This is a genomic window from Streptomyces sp. NPDC054757, from assembly GCF_053612185.1.
The window spans coordinates 16320-32427 of record NZ_JBSHBW010000042.1; the positions used below are offsets into that span (position 1 = coordinate 16320).

Sequence of the window (16108 nt, forward strand, 5' to 3'; positions counted from 1 at the left end):
GCGGACCTCAGTCGAAACGGGCCGCCAGAATGACCACGTCCTCGGCGTCTTCCCGCTGGTCGGGACCGTCGGGGAGCATCGTCCGGAGGATGTGGTCCGCGAGCGCCGCGGGATCGTCCCGCAGCGCCCGCGGCAGGTTCGCCGCCGCCGAGTGGAGCCGGGCGTACGCCCGGTCCGCGGGGTCACCGGTGCGGCGCAGCAGCCCGTCGGTGCAGAGCAGAACCGTCTCTCCTGGTGCGGGTGAGAACTCCGCGCCCGGCGCTTCCCAGCAGGCGAGCATCCCCAGCGGCGCCGACAGCGAGGTCTCGACGAACTCGGTGCGCCGCTCGCCCGTGATCAGCGGCGGTGTGTGGCCCGCGCCGGAGAACACGACCGTGCGCCGCGCCGGTTCGCAGTAGGCGAAGAGCGCGGTCGCCGAGCGGGCGGGCTCGGTGAGCCGCAGCAGCAGTTCGAGGTCGGACAGGACCGCGACCGGGTCCTCGCCCTCCATGACGGCGTACGCCCGCAGCCCGGCCCGCAGCCGTCCCATCGCCGCGATGGCACTGGGGCCCGAGCCTGTGACCGATCCGACGGCGAGACCGAGTGCGCCGTCGGCCAGCGGCAGCGCGTCGTACCAGTCGCCGCCGCCGAGTGGCCCGGTGCGGTGGCAGGCGGCGAGCCGGACTCCGGGCACCCGGGGCAGCCGGCGGGGCAGCAGTTCATCGGTGAGGGCGGTCACGCGGGCGCGGGCACGGGTCAGTTCGACCAGCCGGGCCAGGTGTTCGCTCGCGTACCGCGCGTAGAGGCCGATGAGACGCCGGTGGCGGTCCGCGGGTTCGGCCGGTTCGTCGTAGAGCCAGACGGCCGCGCCGAGCGGTCCGGCCGTCGCGGTCGAGAGCGGGACGGCATAGCTGGCCGCGTAGCCGACGCGGACGGCGACCTCGCGGTGGCGCGGGTCGAGATGCTTGTCGCCGAGGATGTCGGGGGTGGCGACGCCATCGGCGGTGGCGTCGGCATCGGCCGGGGCGGCGGTGGCGGTGTTGGTGTGGGAGCCGCGCTGCGCGCCGGAGTGTGCGCCGGGGGGAGCGCCCGCGACGCCGTCGAGCATGCGTCCGTACGCGGTGACGCCGCGGGGAACCGTTTCGATGTGGCCGAGTTCGGCATGGGTGAGCCCGAGCCCCGCGGTGCGGGCGGGGCAGGGGCCGTACGCGGGGCCGTCGGGTGCCGGGGTGTCCGCGGGCTCCAGTACGACCAGGCCGCGGCGGGCACCGGCCAGGGAGGCACCCGCGCGCAGGAACTCCTGGAGCGCTTCGTCCAGGGTGCGGGTGGCGGCCAGCCTCTCGGTGAGCTCGTGCAGGGTGGTGAGGTCGAAGACCCAGCCGGCCAGCCGGTCCTGGATCAGGGCGCCGGGGGCCTGAACGGGGGCGGGGAGCGGTGCGGCAGTGTGCGCGGAGGCCGGGACGGTGGAGTCGATTCCAGCCACTTTCGGCAGGTGAGATGCGCTCATGGCAGCCGGCTTTCTGACTGGTGCGTTTCTCTCCATAGCATCGCAAATCCCCCTGCCATTCTGCGTAGCTACCAATGGATCCACATGTACACGCAGAAGCGAGGAGATGTCCAGCATTGTCCCCTTCGGCCCCCGGTGTCCGCGGGAGGATCCTGTCTCTCTCCAGTAGATAACCAACTTGGCTGGAAAGTGCCCCCCTGTGCGGCTATTTGATGTCGACTGAGGTCGTCCGGCAGAGCGTCACACCGACTGCGGTGGGTACGTAATCGGTGATGGCCAGGGGCAGTTGAGACCGCCCCGGAACCTGGCGGCAGGCCCGGACGTCTATACCGCTGTGGGTCACTCCCCATCCCCGAATGGCGGGGTCCGCGCAAGCGGCACAGTGGCACAGCTCTTCAGCGGCACGGCGATTCACCGGCACAGCGCACAGCACAGACAGCAAGCACAGACAGCACGGGACAAGTACGCGCCACGCAGCGCCACTCCTGGCCATGCTTGAGCAGTGAACTCGGTCCAGGCTCCGTCCTGCCGGTCATCGTCACCGCAGGCCAACAGTGTGTGTACGGACAGTGTCGCGACGTATCCATGGCGCGATGCGGACCTCGGCGTTCAACGGAAAGGAACGAGCGCCCATGCGCGAGATCCTCGGAAGGCGACGCGGACTCCGGTTCCGGCGCAGCGGGAGGCACGCCCAGCTCGATGCGGCGCTGACCTGCGCAACCGGCTGGCAGTGGCCCGTCGTTCCCGGCGTGGGGCACACGGCTGCCCCCGCCGGCCGGGAGCGCGGCTGCGGCTGCCCCGACCCGGAGTGCGTCGTGCCCGGCGCACACCCCTTCGACCCGGGACTCCTCACGGCGACCACGGACGAGCGCATGGTGCGCTGGTGGTGGACCAGCCGCCCCGAAGCCCCCGTGATCATGGCGACCGGGGGGCGTGCGCCGTGTGCGCTCAGCCTTCCCGCCGTCGCGGGCGCGCGCGCCCTGGTGGCGCTCGACCGCATGGGCGTGCGGCTCGGACCGGTCGTGGCGACGCCCACCCGCTGGTCGCTGCTGGTCGCCCCGTACTCACTCGAACGACTCGGTGAACTGCTGCACGCCAAGGAGTGGGTGCCCAGCTCGCTGCGGTTCCACGGGGAGGGCGGGTATCTGGTGCTGCCGCCGTCCGAGACCGGCAAGGGCCCCGTCTGGTGGGAGCGGGCCCCCGCACCTGCCCCGGCCGCACGGCCGCTGCCGGGCGCGGACGGCCCCGCCGCCCGCGGAACTGCGGCGCCCTGGCTGCCGGATGTGGAGACGGTGGTGGACGCGCTGGTCGAGGCGAGCACCGGCGCTCCCGGCGGCGGCAGCAGACTCGCCTACTGACAGCCGGGCGGCCGGACCGGCGGTCGCGCGGCGGCGACAACTCGTCCCCGGGGGCCGGGCGGCGCCCTGTGCGCGCACAGCCGGGGGCCGTCCCGTACGCCCGGTCCCGTACGCCCGGTCCTGTACGCGCACGCCCGGTCCTGTACGCGCACGCCCGGCGCGCGGAGCGGCCCGAGTCTGTGGTCAACCGGCCTGTGTGCGCTGCGGACAACTGCGTACCTGCGGATCCCCGCGTACACACCGTGAGGGCGCGGGACCGCCGGATCCGCGGTGACGGACCGGGCCCCGCGTTCCGTGAAAGGAGCCCCGCCCCCGCGTGAGCCGGTGCGCGCGACGCGCACACGGTGCGGGAGCGCGGCCGACAGCGCGCGGGCGGACGGCGCAGGGATGGCGCGCTACGGCAGTGCCCGCGAGGCAACTACGCGCTCCCCGCCGGGCATTGACAACCCGGGCATGGAAAGGCCCGGCCGTTGGCGACGGGGGATGCACCAACGACCGGGCTACTAGAACGGTAACAAGAGATCGGCGGTTCGCAAATTCGATCTCACGTATTCGGACAGCGACTTACCTGTCTGTACGGCCAGTTGTGATCGGAGTCACCTGCTGTCCCGCCCCGTTCGTCACTCTCAGCTGAGGGTCACCTGGCGGTTGGTGAGGCCGCCACGGGCCCGGCGCTCGTCCGGGGTGAGCGGGGCGTCGGTGGCCAGGGCGGCGGTGAGCCGCTCGGCGAACTCGGCTGCGGGCTTCTCGCACTCCTCGGCGTTCATCGCGCTCGGCAGGTCCCAGACCGGGACCGTCAGCCCGTGGGCCCGGAAGGACCCGACCAGCCTGGTGCCGACGCCGAGCGAGGAAGTGCCCGCGGCGTGCAACCGGGCCAGGGCGTCCAGAAGCTGCTCCTCGGGGTGGAGCATCACCCAGCGCAGATGGTTCTTCTCGGGGGTCTCGCACCAGTACGCGGAGTCCACCGACGTGAGCCTCGCGGTGGGGATGGCCGCCTCGTTCGCGCGCTCCAGCGAGGCGGAGACCTCCGGGGTGGCGTTCTCCGAGCCGGGCACCCAGAAATCGAACCCGGGGTGCACCACCGGCTCGAAGGGCGCGCCCGGGTCCAACAGCTCCTGGAGCCGGGGCCCGTCGGGCGCGGCCTGCTGACCGGCGACGGGGGTGCCGGGATCGGCGGCCAGCGCCCGCTGCAGGGTGTCGGCCAGGTCGCGGCTGAGGTCGCCGGAGGGGGTGTCGTTCTGCAGGCCGAGCAGGACGGAGCCGTCGTCACGGCGCAGCGCGGGCCAGGCCATCGGCAGCACGGTCGCGAGAGTCACGGACGGCACGCCGTCGGGCAGTCCGCCCTTGAGGGTGAGTTCCACGGTCGCCGCGGGCACCAGCTCGCGCAGCGCGACCCAGTCGCCCTCGCCGGGCAGCCCGTCGAAGGGGCGCTGGACCAGCTCGGTCACGGCGTTCGCGGCGGCCCGGCCGTGGCAGGCCTTGTAGCGGCGGCCGGAGCCGCAGGGACAGGGCTCACGGGCCCCCACCACGGGTACGTGCTCAGCGGCGCCTGCGGAGCGGGCCCCCTTGGTTCCGTGAGGGGCCTTCGTCTGAGGACGCTTCTTCGCCATGGTGCGGCTCTCTCCCGACTGCGCTGGACCTGTGTCTGGCGCGAGCCTATGGGATGTCCGCCCGTTCGCGCGGGGGCTCACGGAGAGCGGGCCGCTGCCGCCCACCCGTCCGGAGCCCGGTCAGTCGGTCCCGTCGCCCCCGTCGAAGCCCGGGAATCCCTCGAAGGCGTCGAATGCCTCGAACGCGTCCGAGAAGCCGGAGACTTCCGGGAACTGCGAGATCTCGGTGACCTCCGACAGCGCTGCGAAGCCCGCGACAGCCGGGACGACGGGAGCGGCCGGCGCGACCGGAACGGCCGGCACGACCGAAGCGACGGATGCGGTCGGGGCCTGGGCCTGGGCCTGTGCCGGGAAGCCGGTGGTCTCCGGCCCCTGGGCGGGCCCGGCCGCGGTGAAGTCCTCACGGCGCGCCTCGGTGAGGAGCACCCAGACGGTCACTTCGCCCGACGCGTTGTCCCGTACACCCCACTCCTGGGCCAGCGCACTGATGATGTTGAGCCCCCGGCCGCCCCGTGCCGTGACCGAGGGAGTGGCCGGAACCGGTCGGGTCGGACCGCCCCCGTCCGTCACTTCAACGGTCAGTCTGCCTGCCTTGTCCACGCGCCAAGCAGCGCGGACGTCACCGTCACCGATCTCCGCCCGGCCCAGCGGTCTGCCGTGCCGGCAGGCATTGCTGAGCAGTTCGGAAAGGATCAGTACCGCATCGTCGACGACCGAGTCGGACACTCCGGTCCTGCGCAGCTGATCGCGCATCCGGTGCCTTGCTTCCCCCACGCCCGCAGGGCCATGGGGTACGGCCATGCTCGACGACGCGGGCACTTCCTGTGCCACCACCAACGCCACCCCCGAGACCTCCTTTGCCCCCACGCCACCGATTGGATGCCCCAGTGGACTGGGCCGGAAACCGGCCAAAGGAGGCCCGGTGACGCATTCGACGTGCTCGAATACGGACCGAACGCGCCGGTGCACTCCCTGTCAGGGCATTAATCCGGCCGAAATACCATCAAAAAGGGCTAATAACCCGTAGGGCATCGAACGGCCTCAATGGGTCAAAGGCCTCAAGAAGCCTCAGATACGGCCCAGTTGGGACAGTACCTGCTTGGGGCGGTTGGTGATGATGGCGTCCACGCCCAGCTCCGCGCAGAGAGCGACGTCCTCGGGCTCGTTCACCGTCCACACATGCACCTGGTGCCCGGTCCGGTGCAGCCGCTCGACGTAGTCGGGGTGGCTCCGCACGATCCGCATACCGGGGCCGGCGATCCCGGCACCGGCGGGCAGCCGGCCGTCACGCAGCCGCGGCGAGAGGAACTGCAGCAGATAGACGGTGGGAATGGCGGGCGCGGCGGCGGCGATCCGGTGCAGTGAGCGGGCCGAGAAGCTCATGATCCGTACGGGCGACGACTCACCCGCCCCCGGTGAGTCCAGGCCGAAACGGGCCAGCGAAGCGAGCAGCTTCTCCTCCACCTGGCCCGCCCACCGGGTGGGGTGCTTGGTCTCGATGGCCAGCTCAACGCGCCTGCCCGAGTCGGCGACCAGCTCCAGGAGCCGGTCCAGGGTGAGGACGGACGTACTCTCCCGGTCCCAGTCCGGGGACTCCTCCCGGTCCCTCCAGTCCCGCCAGGACCCGAAGTCGAGAGCCGCGAGATCGGACAGCTCCAGCGCGGAGACCGCGCCCCGGCCGTCGGACGTACGGTTCACCCGCCGGTCGTGCACACAGACGAGATGGCCGTCGGCGGTGAGCCGCACATCGCATTCGAGGGCATCGGCGCCGTCCTCGATGGCGCGCGTGTACGCGGCGAGGGTGTGCTCGGGAACGTCCTCGGAGGCCCCCCGGTGGGCGACGACCTGGATGCTGTGCTGTCGTACGTGGGTCACCGCGTCATGGTGCCACCGTGGCGGGGCAGGCGAACGCGGAAGCGTACGGGCAGGTGTGTGAAGGCGCGGTTTCTTCTCCTTCTCGTCCTCCTCGTCTCCTTCTCGTCGTTCTCATCCTTCTCATCCGAAATAAAGGATGTGCGGAGAGGGTGCGGGGAGAAGACCAGTGAAACAGTCGAGTACGACAACCCACTGAGATGACGAAGATGCACAGCTCCCGCTTACAGTGCCCCGACGTGCTGTGGGAAAAGCTGTCCGCAGACACTTGCACAGCGGGACTCTGACCGAGACGACGTGGAACCGAGGAGAAAGAGCTGTGAGCACCGAGAACGAGGGCACCGAGGGCACGTCGGCCGAGACCGCACCACCCGCCCCGTCCGCACCTCCCGTGCCGGTTGCCGCTCCTGAGGGCACGCCCGCTTCCGCCACCGAAGCCACTGCGCAGCTCCCCGGGCCGGTGCCCGCATCCGCGCCCGAGCCCGTCCGGGCCGCGGACGCCGGCTGGCCCCCGCCGCCGCCTTCCCTCCCCTCGTACGGGGGCGGCGGCAACGGCGGATACGGAGAGGGCGGCGGCCCCGTATGGGGTGCGCCCGTACCGCCTCCGCCCGCCCCGCCGAAGAAGCGCGCGGGCGGTCTCATCGCGGCGGTGGTCGTGGCGGCGCTGGTCGCGGGCGGTATCGGCGGTGGCATCGGGTACTTCGCCGCGGAGCACAGCGACAACGCGACGGGCTCGACGACCGTGTCGGCGCCGGGCAAGGGCCAGGAGGTCAAGCGCTCCCCCAACACCGTGGCGGGGATCGCCGCCAAGGCGCTGCCGAGCGTGGTGACCATCGAGGCGAAGAGCGGCAACGGCGACGGCGGCACCGGTACCGGCTTCATCTACGACACCCAGGGCCACATCCTCACCAACAACCACGTGGTGGCGGAGGCGGCCGACGGGGGCACCCTGACGGCGACGTTCTCCAACGGCAAGAAGTACGACGCCGAGGTGGTCGGCCGTGCGCAGGGTTACGACGTGGCCGTCGTCAAGCTCAAGAACGCCCCCTCCGGGCTGACCCCGCTCGCGCTCGGCAACTCGGACCAGGTGGCGGTCGGCGACTCGACCATCGCGATCGGTGCGCCGTTCGGCCTGTCCAACACGGTGACGACCGGCATCATCAGCGCCAAGAACCGCCCGGTCGCCTCCGGTGACGGTTCGGGCAGCAAGGCCTCGTACATGAGCGCCCTGCAGACCGACGCCTCGATCAACCCGGGGAACTCGGGCGGCCCGCTGCTCGACGACCGCGGGGCGGTCATCGGCATCAACTCGGCCATCCAGTCCGCCAGCAGCGGCAGCCTGGGCGGCGGCGATTCACAGGCCGGCTCGATCGGCCTGGGCTTCGCCATCCCGATCAGCCAGGCGAAGAACGTCGCCCAGCAGCTGATCAAGACCGGCCAGCCGGTCTACCCGGTGATCGGTGCCACGGTCGCCATGGACGAGCAGGGCAACGGCGCCAAGATCTCCGACCAGGGCGCGAGCGGCACGGCCTCGGTGACGGCCAACGGCCCGGCGGCCAAGGCCGGCCTCAAGCCCGGCGACGTGATCACCAAGCTGGACGACACAGCGATCGACAGCGGCCCGACCCTGATCGGCACGATCTGGACGCACAAGCCGGGCGACAAGGTCCAGCTCACCTACAAGCGCGACGGCAAGGAGCACACGGTCGAGGTCACCCTGGGCCAGCGCAAGGGCGACAGCTGACGCGCTAGTCTGTTTCCCGCATCACCCCGACGGGGTGGCGCGGGGTGGGTTGCCCGAGCGGCCTAAGGGAACGGTCTTGAAAACCGTCGTGGCGAGAGTCACCGTGGGTTCAAATCCCACACCCACCGCTTGCAGGTCCGAGTACGGACAGTAGAGAAGGGGCGTCCCCGTTCGCGGGGGCGCCCCTTCCACTTCGAGCGGGCGCATACCTTTACCGGCACACACGACCTCAGCGTGCGTACACCGCCACGAAATCCCGCGTCGCCTGGTTGTAGTAGCGCTCCGGCGGGTTCTCGAAGTCGAGGATGTTCGTCGGCTTCGGATTGGCCGGGTCGGCCTTGCCGTCGTAGCTCATGAAGGACGGCCAGGCCCGGTTCATGTCCAGCGGCATGGCCCGTACGGCTCCGGCGCGCTGCATCAGGTCCGCGAGTGTGTGGGCCGTGAGCGCCTGGCCGACCACCATGACGATGTCGCCCTTGGCGGTGACACCCACGCCTGAGCGTTCCACGAACATCCTGCTCTGGTCGGTGGCGCCCCACTTGGAGTCGCTGTCGATGTCCGGGACCACCTTCCCGCCGTCGACCATCAGCTCCAGACACTGGCGTACGCCGACGACGTCCGGTGTCATCCGCACGTCACGGCCCCAGACGCCGAGCTTGAACGAGCCGTCGCGGTAGAAGACCTCGGATGCGGCACCGTCGCGGAGGGATCCGGCGGTACGTCCATTCAGGTAGAAGCCGCCGTGGGAGCCACCGTCGGTGACCTTGAAGCCGCCGTTCCAGGTGGCGATGAGCCCGGTGCGCTGCCCCCTGGGGATGTTGGGCGGGACCGAGAAGGTGCCGCCGGGTTCCCGTACGCCCGGGTGGAGCCGGAAGCGGGCGTTCTTGGCGCTGATCCAGGCCACGGCCGCTTCGTACGAGGTGTGCTGGGCGTCGGGGCGCACGTACGTCCCCTGCACGACCGGCCGCCCCTTGCTGTCGTTGACGAGCGTGCGGTAGACGCCCTCGCCCTTGAGCGCCGGTGCTACGAGCGGGCGCATCGGGGCGCGCAGCGGTACCTCGGGGTGGACGCCGTGCGGGGGTGCCTGCGCGGCGGCGGTCTGGTTCATCCGGGCCTGGGCGTCGGCCGACAGTGCGCCGCCGACCTTCGGGGGGTCGAGGTCGTACCTGATGTTCTCCAGCTTGTCGACCACGACGCCGAGTGAGTGCTCGCGGGCCCAGCCCGCCAGCCGCGCTGCCGTGCTGTCGTCGCCCGGGTAGGTCAGGGCCCCGCTGACCGACCAGCCGAGGGCTCCGACGCAGACCAGAAGGGCCGCCAGCACCGCCCGGGTGGCCTTTCTGCGGGGGAGCAGGCGGCGCTTCCGGGGGCCTGGTTCCGTTGCCTGGGACATGACGCTCCTCTGCCTGACGCGCGCTTACCTGACGTCCCATCGGAACCCGGCTTCGGAAATCCGCCCAGCCGGGAGGGGCCAACCGGGTGGTGTTGATCGGAAGAACGCCACTATCTGTGCGTTGGTCCCTGTCTGTCCGAACCACATCCGCATCATGTGAAAAGTACGTAGAACGTCCCACCGTAAAAACCGCTGTAAAGCACAGAAATGAGGGGCTGTCATGACCAGCCAGGCCAAGAAGGCGTGGGCCGCCTTCACCAGCGCGTTCTTCGCGCTCGTCGCGATGCTCGGATTCTCCACCTCGGCTCGCGCCACCACTGTCCCCGCCGGTGCGGCCGCCCCGGCCCCCGCTGATCTGGCGGGGCGCGCTGTCCGTACGACGGGCATTCCCGCCGTGCGAACTGCTCCGGAGGCTGCGGTGCCGGCACCAGCACCAGCACCGGCCTCCGCCGAGCGGAAGCCGGTCGACGTCGAACCGGCGCAGGTCGCCTGGTGGGCGCTGCCCAAGGACCGTGCGCTGCCGCCCACCATCAAGCAGCGCATCCGCGCCGAGGCCCACGGGTCCACGCCCAGCACGCGGCACCTCCCGCTCGACACCGACACCTCGTCGGACGACGCGATCACGGACGCCGCGGTCGGCGAAGCGGTACTCCAGCCGGCCTGATCGTGCGACCGGGGTTGCACGGGGCGCAGGAGCTGCACGGATCGGGCAGGTTGCCCGGATCAAGCAGACCGCGGGGATCGAGCAGACCGCGGGGATCGAGCAGACCGCAGGGATCAGGTAGGCCGCAGGGATCAGGTAGGCCGCACAGAGCAGGCCCTACGGATCGAACAGGTCACGCCGATCACACAGGCCCCACCGATCAAAGAGGCTGCCCCACCGATCAAAGACGTCGCACCGATCAACGAGGTCGAACCGATCACTCCGACCGCACAGGTCGTACCGATCCCTTCGATCGCACAGGCCACACAGGCCACACAGGCCGCACCGATCACAGCGACCACAGAAGCGATCACAGTGTGGGCATCGCCAGGCGGGCTGCCGAGGCGATGGTGGCACGGGCCTCATGCTCGGTGAGTCCGGTACGGACAGCCGCGGCGGTGAGCCGGTCGGCGAGTTGGTCGCCGAGACCGTTCTCATAGGCGCGGCAGGCGGCCCAGAACAGACGGGTGTTGCGCTGACCCTCATGGGCGGCGAGTACGAAGTGCACCAGGCCCTGGCCCTGAGCGGGCCGGCCGGTGGAGTGCGGGGAACGCGCGGGAGGCGTGAGCAGACGGAGCAGAGCACGAGGACAGGGCGCGGGCGCGAGATGTGCCGTGCCGGGCGCGAGGCGGTAGACACCGTGGGCCGTGAGTGAGCCGGGCCCCACGAGGTAGCCACCGGCGCCCCGGATGTCGATACCGGGAGCGAGCCGGCTCGCCGAGTTGGGGACGATCCTGTCGGGTGGTCCGGTCAGCCAGAGATGGCTGCCGCCGCTCGGCGTGAGCACGGTGACGGTTTCCGGGATCTTGAACAGATGCGTGAGTGCGAGGCGTCGCAGAGCGGCCGTGGAGTCGGTCTCCGCCTTGGTGTCGAGGTCGATGCCGATCAGATGGTGCGGCGGCCGGCCGCAGGCGATGCCGTAGCCGGTGGCCCAGGGGGCGGCGGCGAACAGTGCGCGCACGGCTGCGGGGTCGGCCGTCGCGTCGTGGACGCCGTGTCCCGTACGGCCGCAGGCGCCGCGGCAGCGGACCGGGCCCGCCTCCCCGTGGTGCGGCGAGGGGATCGCCGGGAGCTTGGTGCGGGTCAGGGGGATGACGGGGAGCCCGAGCTCGGCGGCGGAGAGCGCATGGGCGAGGGCCAGGGTGGCGGAGTGCCTGTCAATGGCGGCCATACGTTCATCATCGCGCATGCGTTCGAATACGGAAAGTGGGGCGCAAGGCCGGTTCGCGCCCTTCCTTGGCGTGATGCAGGAACGCTTCACCTCCTGGGGTGCCCGGGTTCTGTCGCCTGGGGCCCGTCGTGGATCAGGTTCGTGACGTGAGGGGGGTTTATCGACTTAAGGTCATGCTTGCGAGGGAATCAGGTCTTCCAGGCTGGTTCGGTGGGGGTCCCGTGGGCAACTCTGATCTCGCGACAGTCGTGAACCACTCACCGGGGCGGTCGGCCAACCACCCCGGAATCAGCCGCACTTCTGGTTCCTGGAGGAAATGACATGGCACACATCCGTACCGTTCGCGTCCTTGCCGCCGTCGCAGCCCTGCCGCTGGCAGCGGCCCTCTTCACCGGTGTGGCGACCGCGGACAACGGCGCCGTCGCGGGCAGCGGATCCAACGCCAGTGTGGCCGGGGTCGTCGGCAGCGGCGTCGGGCACAACAACAACGGCAACTCGACCACCACGCAGCAGGTCGCCACCGGCTCCGGAGCGTCGAACCAGAACAGCACGGCGAGTGTGAACGGTTCGGCCTTCACCTCGATCGACCAGGCCCACTACACGGTGAACTTCACCCGGCTCTGGTGAGGACCGGCCCGATGGGGGTCGGGGGTGTGGGGGGCGTGCGGGGACCGCACGAGTACTGCACGGGGTGAATGACTGTCCGGGCGACGGTGCTGAGGCATCGCCGCCCGGACGGTTTTCTGCGTGCTGCGGCGGAAGTTGCGGCCGGGTTCCGGTCTTGACACTGGACGTGTATCTGACGGACAGTCAGAAGCCCTGATCCGGAAGCCAGGGAGGCCGCCGACGTGCACCTCGCCCCGACGGAGAGGCAGTTGGAACTCCGTGCCGAACTCCGCTCCTATTTCGCCGATCTGATGCGCCGGGAGCCAGTGCCCGGCGGTGGTCCCGGCGCCGACTCCGGCCCGTGGCCCAGCGGTGGATTCGCTCCCGGCCCCCCAGGTGAACGCGCTCCCGGACCAGGCGGTGGCTCCCCTACGGGCTCCGGCGCACGCCCCGAGGAACAGCGGGCGCTGCTGCGGCGCATCGGCGCGGACGGAATGCTGGGACTCGGCTGGCCCGTCGAGTACGGCGGCAAGGGGCGGGGCCCCGACGAGCAGTTCGTCTTCTTCGACGAGGCGTACCGGGCGGGCGCACCCGTCTCGATGGTCACGCTGAACACCGTCGGGCCGACGCTGATGAAGTACGGGACGCAGGCACAGAAGGACTACTTTCTGCCGCGCATCCTCTCCGGCGAAATCGTCTTCGCCATCGGGTACAGCGAGCCGTCGGCCGGTACCGATCTCGCCTCGCTGCGCACACGCGCGGTGCGCGACGGCGATACGTGGGTGATCGACGGACAGAAGGTCTTCACGTCCAACGCCCAGAACGCGGACTGGATCTGGCTCGCCTGCCGGACCGACCCCGAGGCGCCCAAGCACCGCGGGATCTCGATCATCCTGGTCCCCACCGACGCCCCCGGCTTCTCGTGGACCCCGATCGAGACGGTGGGCGGGCAGACCACGACCGCCACGTACTACGACGGGATCCGGGTGCCCGTGGGTCATCTGGTCAGCGCCGAGAACGCCGGCTGGAAGCTGATCACCAACCAGCTCAACCACGAGCGGGTGGCGCTGGCAGCGATCGGTATGCAGGCGGAGGACTGCTACGCCGATGTCCTGGCGTACGCCCGCACACGCGACCCGTACACCGGCGCACGGCCGGCCGACCAGGCGTGGGTCAGAGCGCGGCTCGCGGAGGTGCACGCCCGGCTCGCGGCCGTCAGATTGCTCAACTGGCGGCTGGTCGGGGACGTGGGGGCCGGGGCTCTCGCACCGGGTGACGCAAGTGGGGTCAAGTTTCTGGGAACCGAATGCGCCGTAGAGGTGTATCGAATGTGTCAGGAAATTGCGGGTGAAACAGCGCTCATCCGGGCGGGGTCTCCGGGGGCCTTCGGGGGCGGGGAGCTGGAGCGGATGAACAGGGCGGCGCAGATCAACACCTTCGGGGGCGGGGTGAGCGAGGTGCAGCGGGAGATCGTCGCGACGATGCGACTCGGGATGAGGAGCCGGAAGAGGTGAGCGGTGAGGTGGTGGGGAATGAGGCGGTGACAGACGTCGACGGGAGCGGCGGCGGGGCGGCGAGCGCCGGTGCTGTGAGAAACGGCGGGGTGAGCGGTGGGGCGGCAAGCGGGGCGGCTGGGAGTGACGGGTCGGTGGGCGGAGGGGCTGGGAGTGACGGGTCGGCGAACGGCGGCTCGGCGAGCGGCGGGTCGGTGAACGGAGGGGACCCGCTGTACGAGCAGCTGAAGGCGTACGAAGGGCGGCCCGCCGCGACTTCCGGGGTGGGCAAGGACACCGTCAACGAGCCGATGATCAGGCACTGGTGCGAGGCGATGGGAGACGCGAACCCGGCCTATCCGGCTGTAGCGCCACCCACCATGCTCCAGGCCTGGACGATGGGCGGGCTGTCGGGGCACACGGGCAGGACCACTGCCTATGACGAGTTGTTCGCGCTGCTGGACGGAGCGGGATGCACGGCGGTCGTCGCGACCGACTGCGAACAGGAGTATCTGCGGGATCTGCGGCCCGGCGACCGGATCACCTTCGACGCGGTCATCGAGTCGGTGTCCGAGCGCAAGAAGACTGCCCTGGGGACCGGATATTTCGTCACCACGCGGATGGATGTCCGGGGCGATGGCGAGCTGGCGGGGACGCACCGCTTCCGGATCCTCAAGTACGCACCCGGGGCGAGGACGAAGCCACCGGCTCCGGCGGCGGGAGCGCCGGGGGCCGGGGGCCGTGGTCCGGGGGCGCGGCGGCCGCGACCGGTGATCAACCGGGACAATGCCGGGTTCTGGGAGGGGGTGGCCCGGCATGAGCTGCTGATCCAGCGGTGTGTGTCCTGTTCGGCGCTGCGCTTCCCCTGGCTGCCGGGCTGCAATGCGTGCGGCTCGCCCGAGTGGGACACGGTCGCGGCGAGCGGTGCCGGGACGGTCTATTCGTACGTGGTCATGCACCATCCGCCCTTTCCGGCCTTCGACCCGCCCTACGCGGTGGGCCTGATCGAGCTGGCCGAGGGGGTGCGCATGGTGAGCAACGTGACCGGGGTGCCGTACGACGAGGTGCGGGTCGGTATGCCCGTGAGCCTCGAATTCCTGCGCGTGGACGAGGAATGGGAGCTGCCGGTGTTCAGGGGAGGCGGGGGCTGAGATGGACTTCACACCGACGGAGGAGCAGGAAGCGGCGCGCGACCTGGCCGCCCGGATCTTCGGGGACCTCTCCACGCACCAGCGGCTGACCGCGGCGGGCACGGGGACAGATGCCGAGCTGTGGAAGACGCTGGTGGCGGCGGGGCTGGTGGGGGCGGCCGAGGAGACGGGGCTGCTCGGTCTGGTGCTGCTCCTGGAGGAGCAGGGCCGGGCCACGGCACAGGTCCCCTTCACCGTGACCTGTGTCTACGGGCTGCTGGCGGTGGCCGCCCACGGCACGGACGAGCAGCGCGGGAGACTGCTGCCGGCGCTGCGGGAGGGGACAGCGGTGGCGACGGGTGCGCTCCCCGCGCGAGGAGGTGTACGGGCGGACGCCTCCGGCAGGCTGAGTGGGACGGTGCCGTTCGTGCCATGGCTGCGGGACGCCACTCTGGTGCTGGTGGCCGACGAGGACCTCGGGCTCTGGCTGGTGCGGGTGGCGGACGCGCGGACGGAGCCGGTGGAGAGCACCGCGCCCTGGTCGGGAGGGCGGCTGGTCCTCTCCGGGACACCGGCCGAGGCGCTGGGTGGTCCGGGCGCGTACCAGCAGGTGCTGGCCGTGGCGCGGGTCGCGTTCGCGGGGCTCCAGGCCGGAGTGTGCGCGGGTTCGCTCGCACGTGCCGTGTCGTACACCTCGGAGCGGGAGCAGTTCGGACGGCCGCTCTCCACGAACCAGGGGGTGCAACTGCGGGCCGCGGACGCGTATATGGACACCGAGGCGATACGGGTCACGGCGTACGAGGCTGCCTGGCGGCACGACGAGGGGCTGCCGTTCGCGGCCCATGCCCTCACCGCCGCCTGGTGGGCATCGGAGGCCGGCAAGCGGGTTGTGCACACGGGCCAGCATCTGCACGGCGGGCTGGGTTCCGATCTGGAACACCCCGTGCACCGGCACTTTCTCTGGGGGCGGCAGCTCGACGCGTATCTGGGCTGTGGCAGCGAAGTGCTGGACCAGCTGGGGGTGTTGCTCGTGGATGGAGATACGGCGGGAACCGCAGAGAGGGAGGAGCCGGTATGAGAGTCGGCGATGAACTGGCGCCGCTGGAGATCCCGATCACCCGCACGCTCATCGTCGCGGGCGCCGTCGCCTCCCGCGATTTCCAGGACGTGCACCACGACGCGGAGGCTGCCAAGGAGAAGGGCTCCCCGGACATCTTCATGAACATCCTCACCACCAATGGGCTGGTCGGCAGATACATCACCGATCGATTCGGCCCCGGATACAGGCTGCGGAAGGTCGCGATCCGTCTTGGGGCGCCCAACTACCCGTGGGACACCATGGTGTTGACGGGTACGGTCACGGCGGTCGAGGGGGACGACACGGAGGTCCGGATCACCGGCGCCAACGGGTTGGGCCGCCATGTCACGGGCCGTGTGACGGTCACCGCCCGGAGCGGGGAGGCGACCGCGGGCGCGGACGAAGCCGGTGAAGTGAACATTCGCTCCGGCTCCTGCCGCGGATCCGATACCGATACCGGCACCGGC

General features: G+C 70.8%; 12 protein-coding genes, 1 tRNA gene and 2 pseudogenes. 9 read left to right on the top strand and 6 right to left on the bottom strand.

The genetic code is table 11. The annotated features are described in order from the left end of the window. Positions 1 to 7: 7 nt before the first annotated feature. Positions 8 to 1603, bottom strand: a complete 1596-nt coding sequence (locus ACWGKJ_RS32155; RefSeq protein WP_385026572.1) for a PP2C family protein-serine/threonine phosphatase — start codon at positions 1601 to 1603, stop codon at positions 8 to 10. 515 nt (positions 1604 to 2118) lie between these two features. On the opposite strand from ACWGKJ_RS32155, the gene ACWGKJ_RS32160 reads away from it, so the two are divergent. After that, positions 2119 to 2844, top strand: coding sequence for a bifunctional DNA primase/polymerase (locus ACWGKJ_RS32160; RefSeq protein WP_385026569.1), 726 nt, complete (start codon positions 2119 to 2121; stop codon positions 2842 to 2844). Positions 2845 to 3470: 626 nt separating this feature from the next. Here ACWGKJ_RS32160 and ACWGKJ_RS32165 read toward each other — a convergent pair. The 3 genes and pseudogenes from ACWGKJ_RS32165 to ACWGKJ_RS32175 all read right to left on the bottom strand — a co-directional run bounded on the left by ACWGKJ_RS32165 (position 3471) and on the right by ACWGKJ_RS32175 (position 6329). After that, positions 3471 to 4454 (bottom strand): DUF5926 family protein, encoded by a 984-nt coding sequence (locus ACWGKJ_RS32165; protein ID WP_385026566.1) that lies wholly within the window; start codon positions 4452 to 4454, stop codon positions 3471 to 3473. Between the two features lie 387 nt (positions 4455 to 4841). Beyond that, a pseudogene (locus ACWGKJ_RS32170) lies at positions 4842 to 5385 on the bottom strand (ATP-binding protein); the annotation flags it as partial. Between the two features lie 137 nt (positions 5386 to 5522). Further along, positions 5523 to 6329 (bottom strand): glycerophosphodiester phosphodiesterase, encoded by an 807-nt coding sequence (locus ACWGKJ_RS32175; RefSeq protein WP_385026563.1) that lies wholly within the window; start codon positions 6327 to 6329, stop codon positions 5523 to 5525. Positions 6330 to 6645: 316 nt separating this feature from the next. Between ACWGKJ_RS32175 and ACWGKJ_RS32180 the strand changes: the two genes are divergently transcribed. Both ACWGKJ_RS32180 and ACWGKJ_RS32185 read left to right on the top strand, forming a co-directional pair. Continuing rightward, positions 6646 to 8070: a S1C family serine protease gene (locus tag ACWGKJ_RS32180; RefSeq protein ID WP_385026560.1), complete on the top strand. Its 1425-nt coding sequence runs from the start codon at positions 6646 to 6648 to the stop codon at positions 8068 to 8070. Positions 8071 to 8113: 43 nt separating this feature from the next. Further along, positions 8114 to 8198, top strand: a tRNA-Ser gene (locus tag ACWGKJ_RS32185). 101 nt (positions 8199 to 8299) lie between these two features. On the opposite strand, the gene ACWGKJ_RS32190 is transcribed toward ACWGKJ_RS32185, so the two are convergent. Continuing rightward, complete coding sequence (locus ACWGKJ_RS32190; protein ID WP_385026557.1) at positions 8300 to 9460, bottom strand: phosphodiester glycosidase family protein; 1161 nt, start codon at positions 9458 to 9460, stop codon at positions 8300 to 8302. Positions 9461 to 9680: 220 nt separating this feature from the next. Between ACWGKJ_RS32190 and ACWGKJ_RS32195 the strand changes: the two genes are divergently transcribed. Continuing rightward, positions 9681 to 10124, top strand: a complete 444-nt coding sequence (locus tag ACWGKJ_RS32195; RefSeq protein ID WP_385026554.1) for a DUF6344 domain-containing protein — start codon at positions 9681 to 9683, stop codon at positions 10122 to 10124. A 349-nt stretch (positions 10125 to 10473) separates the two neighbouring features. On the opposite strand, the gene ACWGKJ_RS32200 is transcribed toward ACWGKJ_RS32195, so the two are convergent. Further along, entirely contained in the window at positions 10474 to 11334 is an 861-nt protein-coding gene (locus tag ACWGKJ_RS32200) for a bifunctional DNA primase/polymerase (protein ID WP_385026551.1), read from the bottom strand. 321 nt (positions 11335 to 11655) lie between these two features. Here ACWGKJ_RS32200 and ACWGKJ_RS32205 point away from each other — a divergent pair, with 321 nt between their 5' ends. The 5 genes and pseudogenes from ACWGKJ_RS32205 to ACWGKJ_RS32225 all read left to right on the top strand — a co-directional run. Continuing rightward, a complete protein-coding gene (locus tag ACWGKJ_RS32205; protein WP_327296549.1) occupies positions 11656 to 11961 on the top strand; it encodes a hypothetical protein in 306 nt (101 codons plus the stop codon). A 221-nt stretch (positions 11962 to 12182) separates the two neighbouring features. Next, on the top strand, positions 12183 to 13454 hold the full coding sequence (locus tag ACWGKJ_RS32210; RefSeq protein ID WP_385026546.1) for an acyl-CoA dehydrogenase family protein: 1272 nt from the start codon (positions 12183 to 12185) through the stop codon (positions 13452 to 13454). 194 nt (positions 13455 to 13648) lie between these two features. Continuing rightward, positions 13649 to 14584 (top strand): bifunctional MaoC family dehydratase N-terminal/OB-fold nucleic acid binding domain-containing protein, encoded by a 936-nt coding sequence (locus tag ACWGKJ_RS32215; RefSeq protein WP_385026543.1) that lies wholly within the window; start codon positions 13649 to 13651, stop codon positions 14582 to 14584. A 1-nt stretch (position 14585) separates the two neighbouring features. After that, positions 14586 to 15641, top strand: a complete 1056-nt coding sequence (locus tag ACWGKJ_RS32220) for an acyl-CoA dehydrogenase family protein (protein ID WP_385026540.1) — start codon at positions 14586 to 14588, stop codon at positions 15639 to 15641. Beyond that, positions 15638 to 16021: pseudogene (locus tag ACWGKJ_RS32225) on the top strand (MaoC family dehydratase); the annotation flags it as partial. The gene ACWGKJ_RS32220 and the pseudogene ACWGKJ_RS32225, both read left to right, overlap by 4 nt. Positions 16022 to 16108: the final 87 nt, after the last annotated feature.

Coding starts and splice junctions, on each gene's coding strand:
- ACWGKJ_RS32155 (WP_385026572.1), bottom strand. CDS start 1,603: ATGCTGGACATCTCCTCGCTTCTGCGTGTACATGTGGATCCATTGGTA.
- ACWGKJ_RS32160 (WP_385026569.1), top strand. CDS start 2,119: ATGCGCGAGATCCTCGGAAGGCGACGCGGACTCCGGTTCCGGCGCAGC.
- ACWGKJ_RS32165 (WP_385026566.1), bottom strand. CDS start 4,454: ATGGCGAAGAAGCGTCCTCAGACGAAGGCCCCTCACGGAACCAAGGGG.
- ACWGKJ_RS32190 (WP_385026557.1), bottom strand. CDS start 9,460: ATGTCCCAGGCAACGGAACCAGGCCCCCGGAAGCGCCGCCTGCTCCCC.
- ACWGKJ_RS32195 (WP_385026554.1), top strand. CDS start 9,681: ATGACCAGCCAGGCCAAGAAGGCGTGGGCCGCCTTCACCAGCGCGTTC.
- ACWGKJ_RS32200 (WP_385026551.1), bottom strand. CDS start 11,334: ATGGCCGCCATTGACAGGCACTCCGCCACCCTGGCCCTCGCCCATGCG.
- ACWGKJ_RS32205 (WP_327296549.1), top strand. CDS start 11,656: ATGGCACACATCCGTACCGTTCGCGTCCTTGCCGCCGTCGCAGCCCTG.
- ACWGKJ_RS32220 (WP_385026540.1), top strand. CDS start 14,586: ATGGACTTCACACCGACGGAGGAGCAGGAAGCGGCGCGCGACCTGGCC.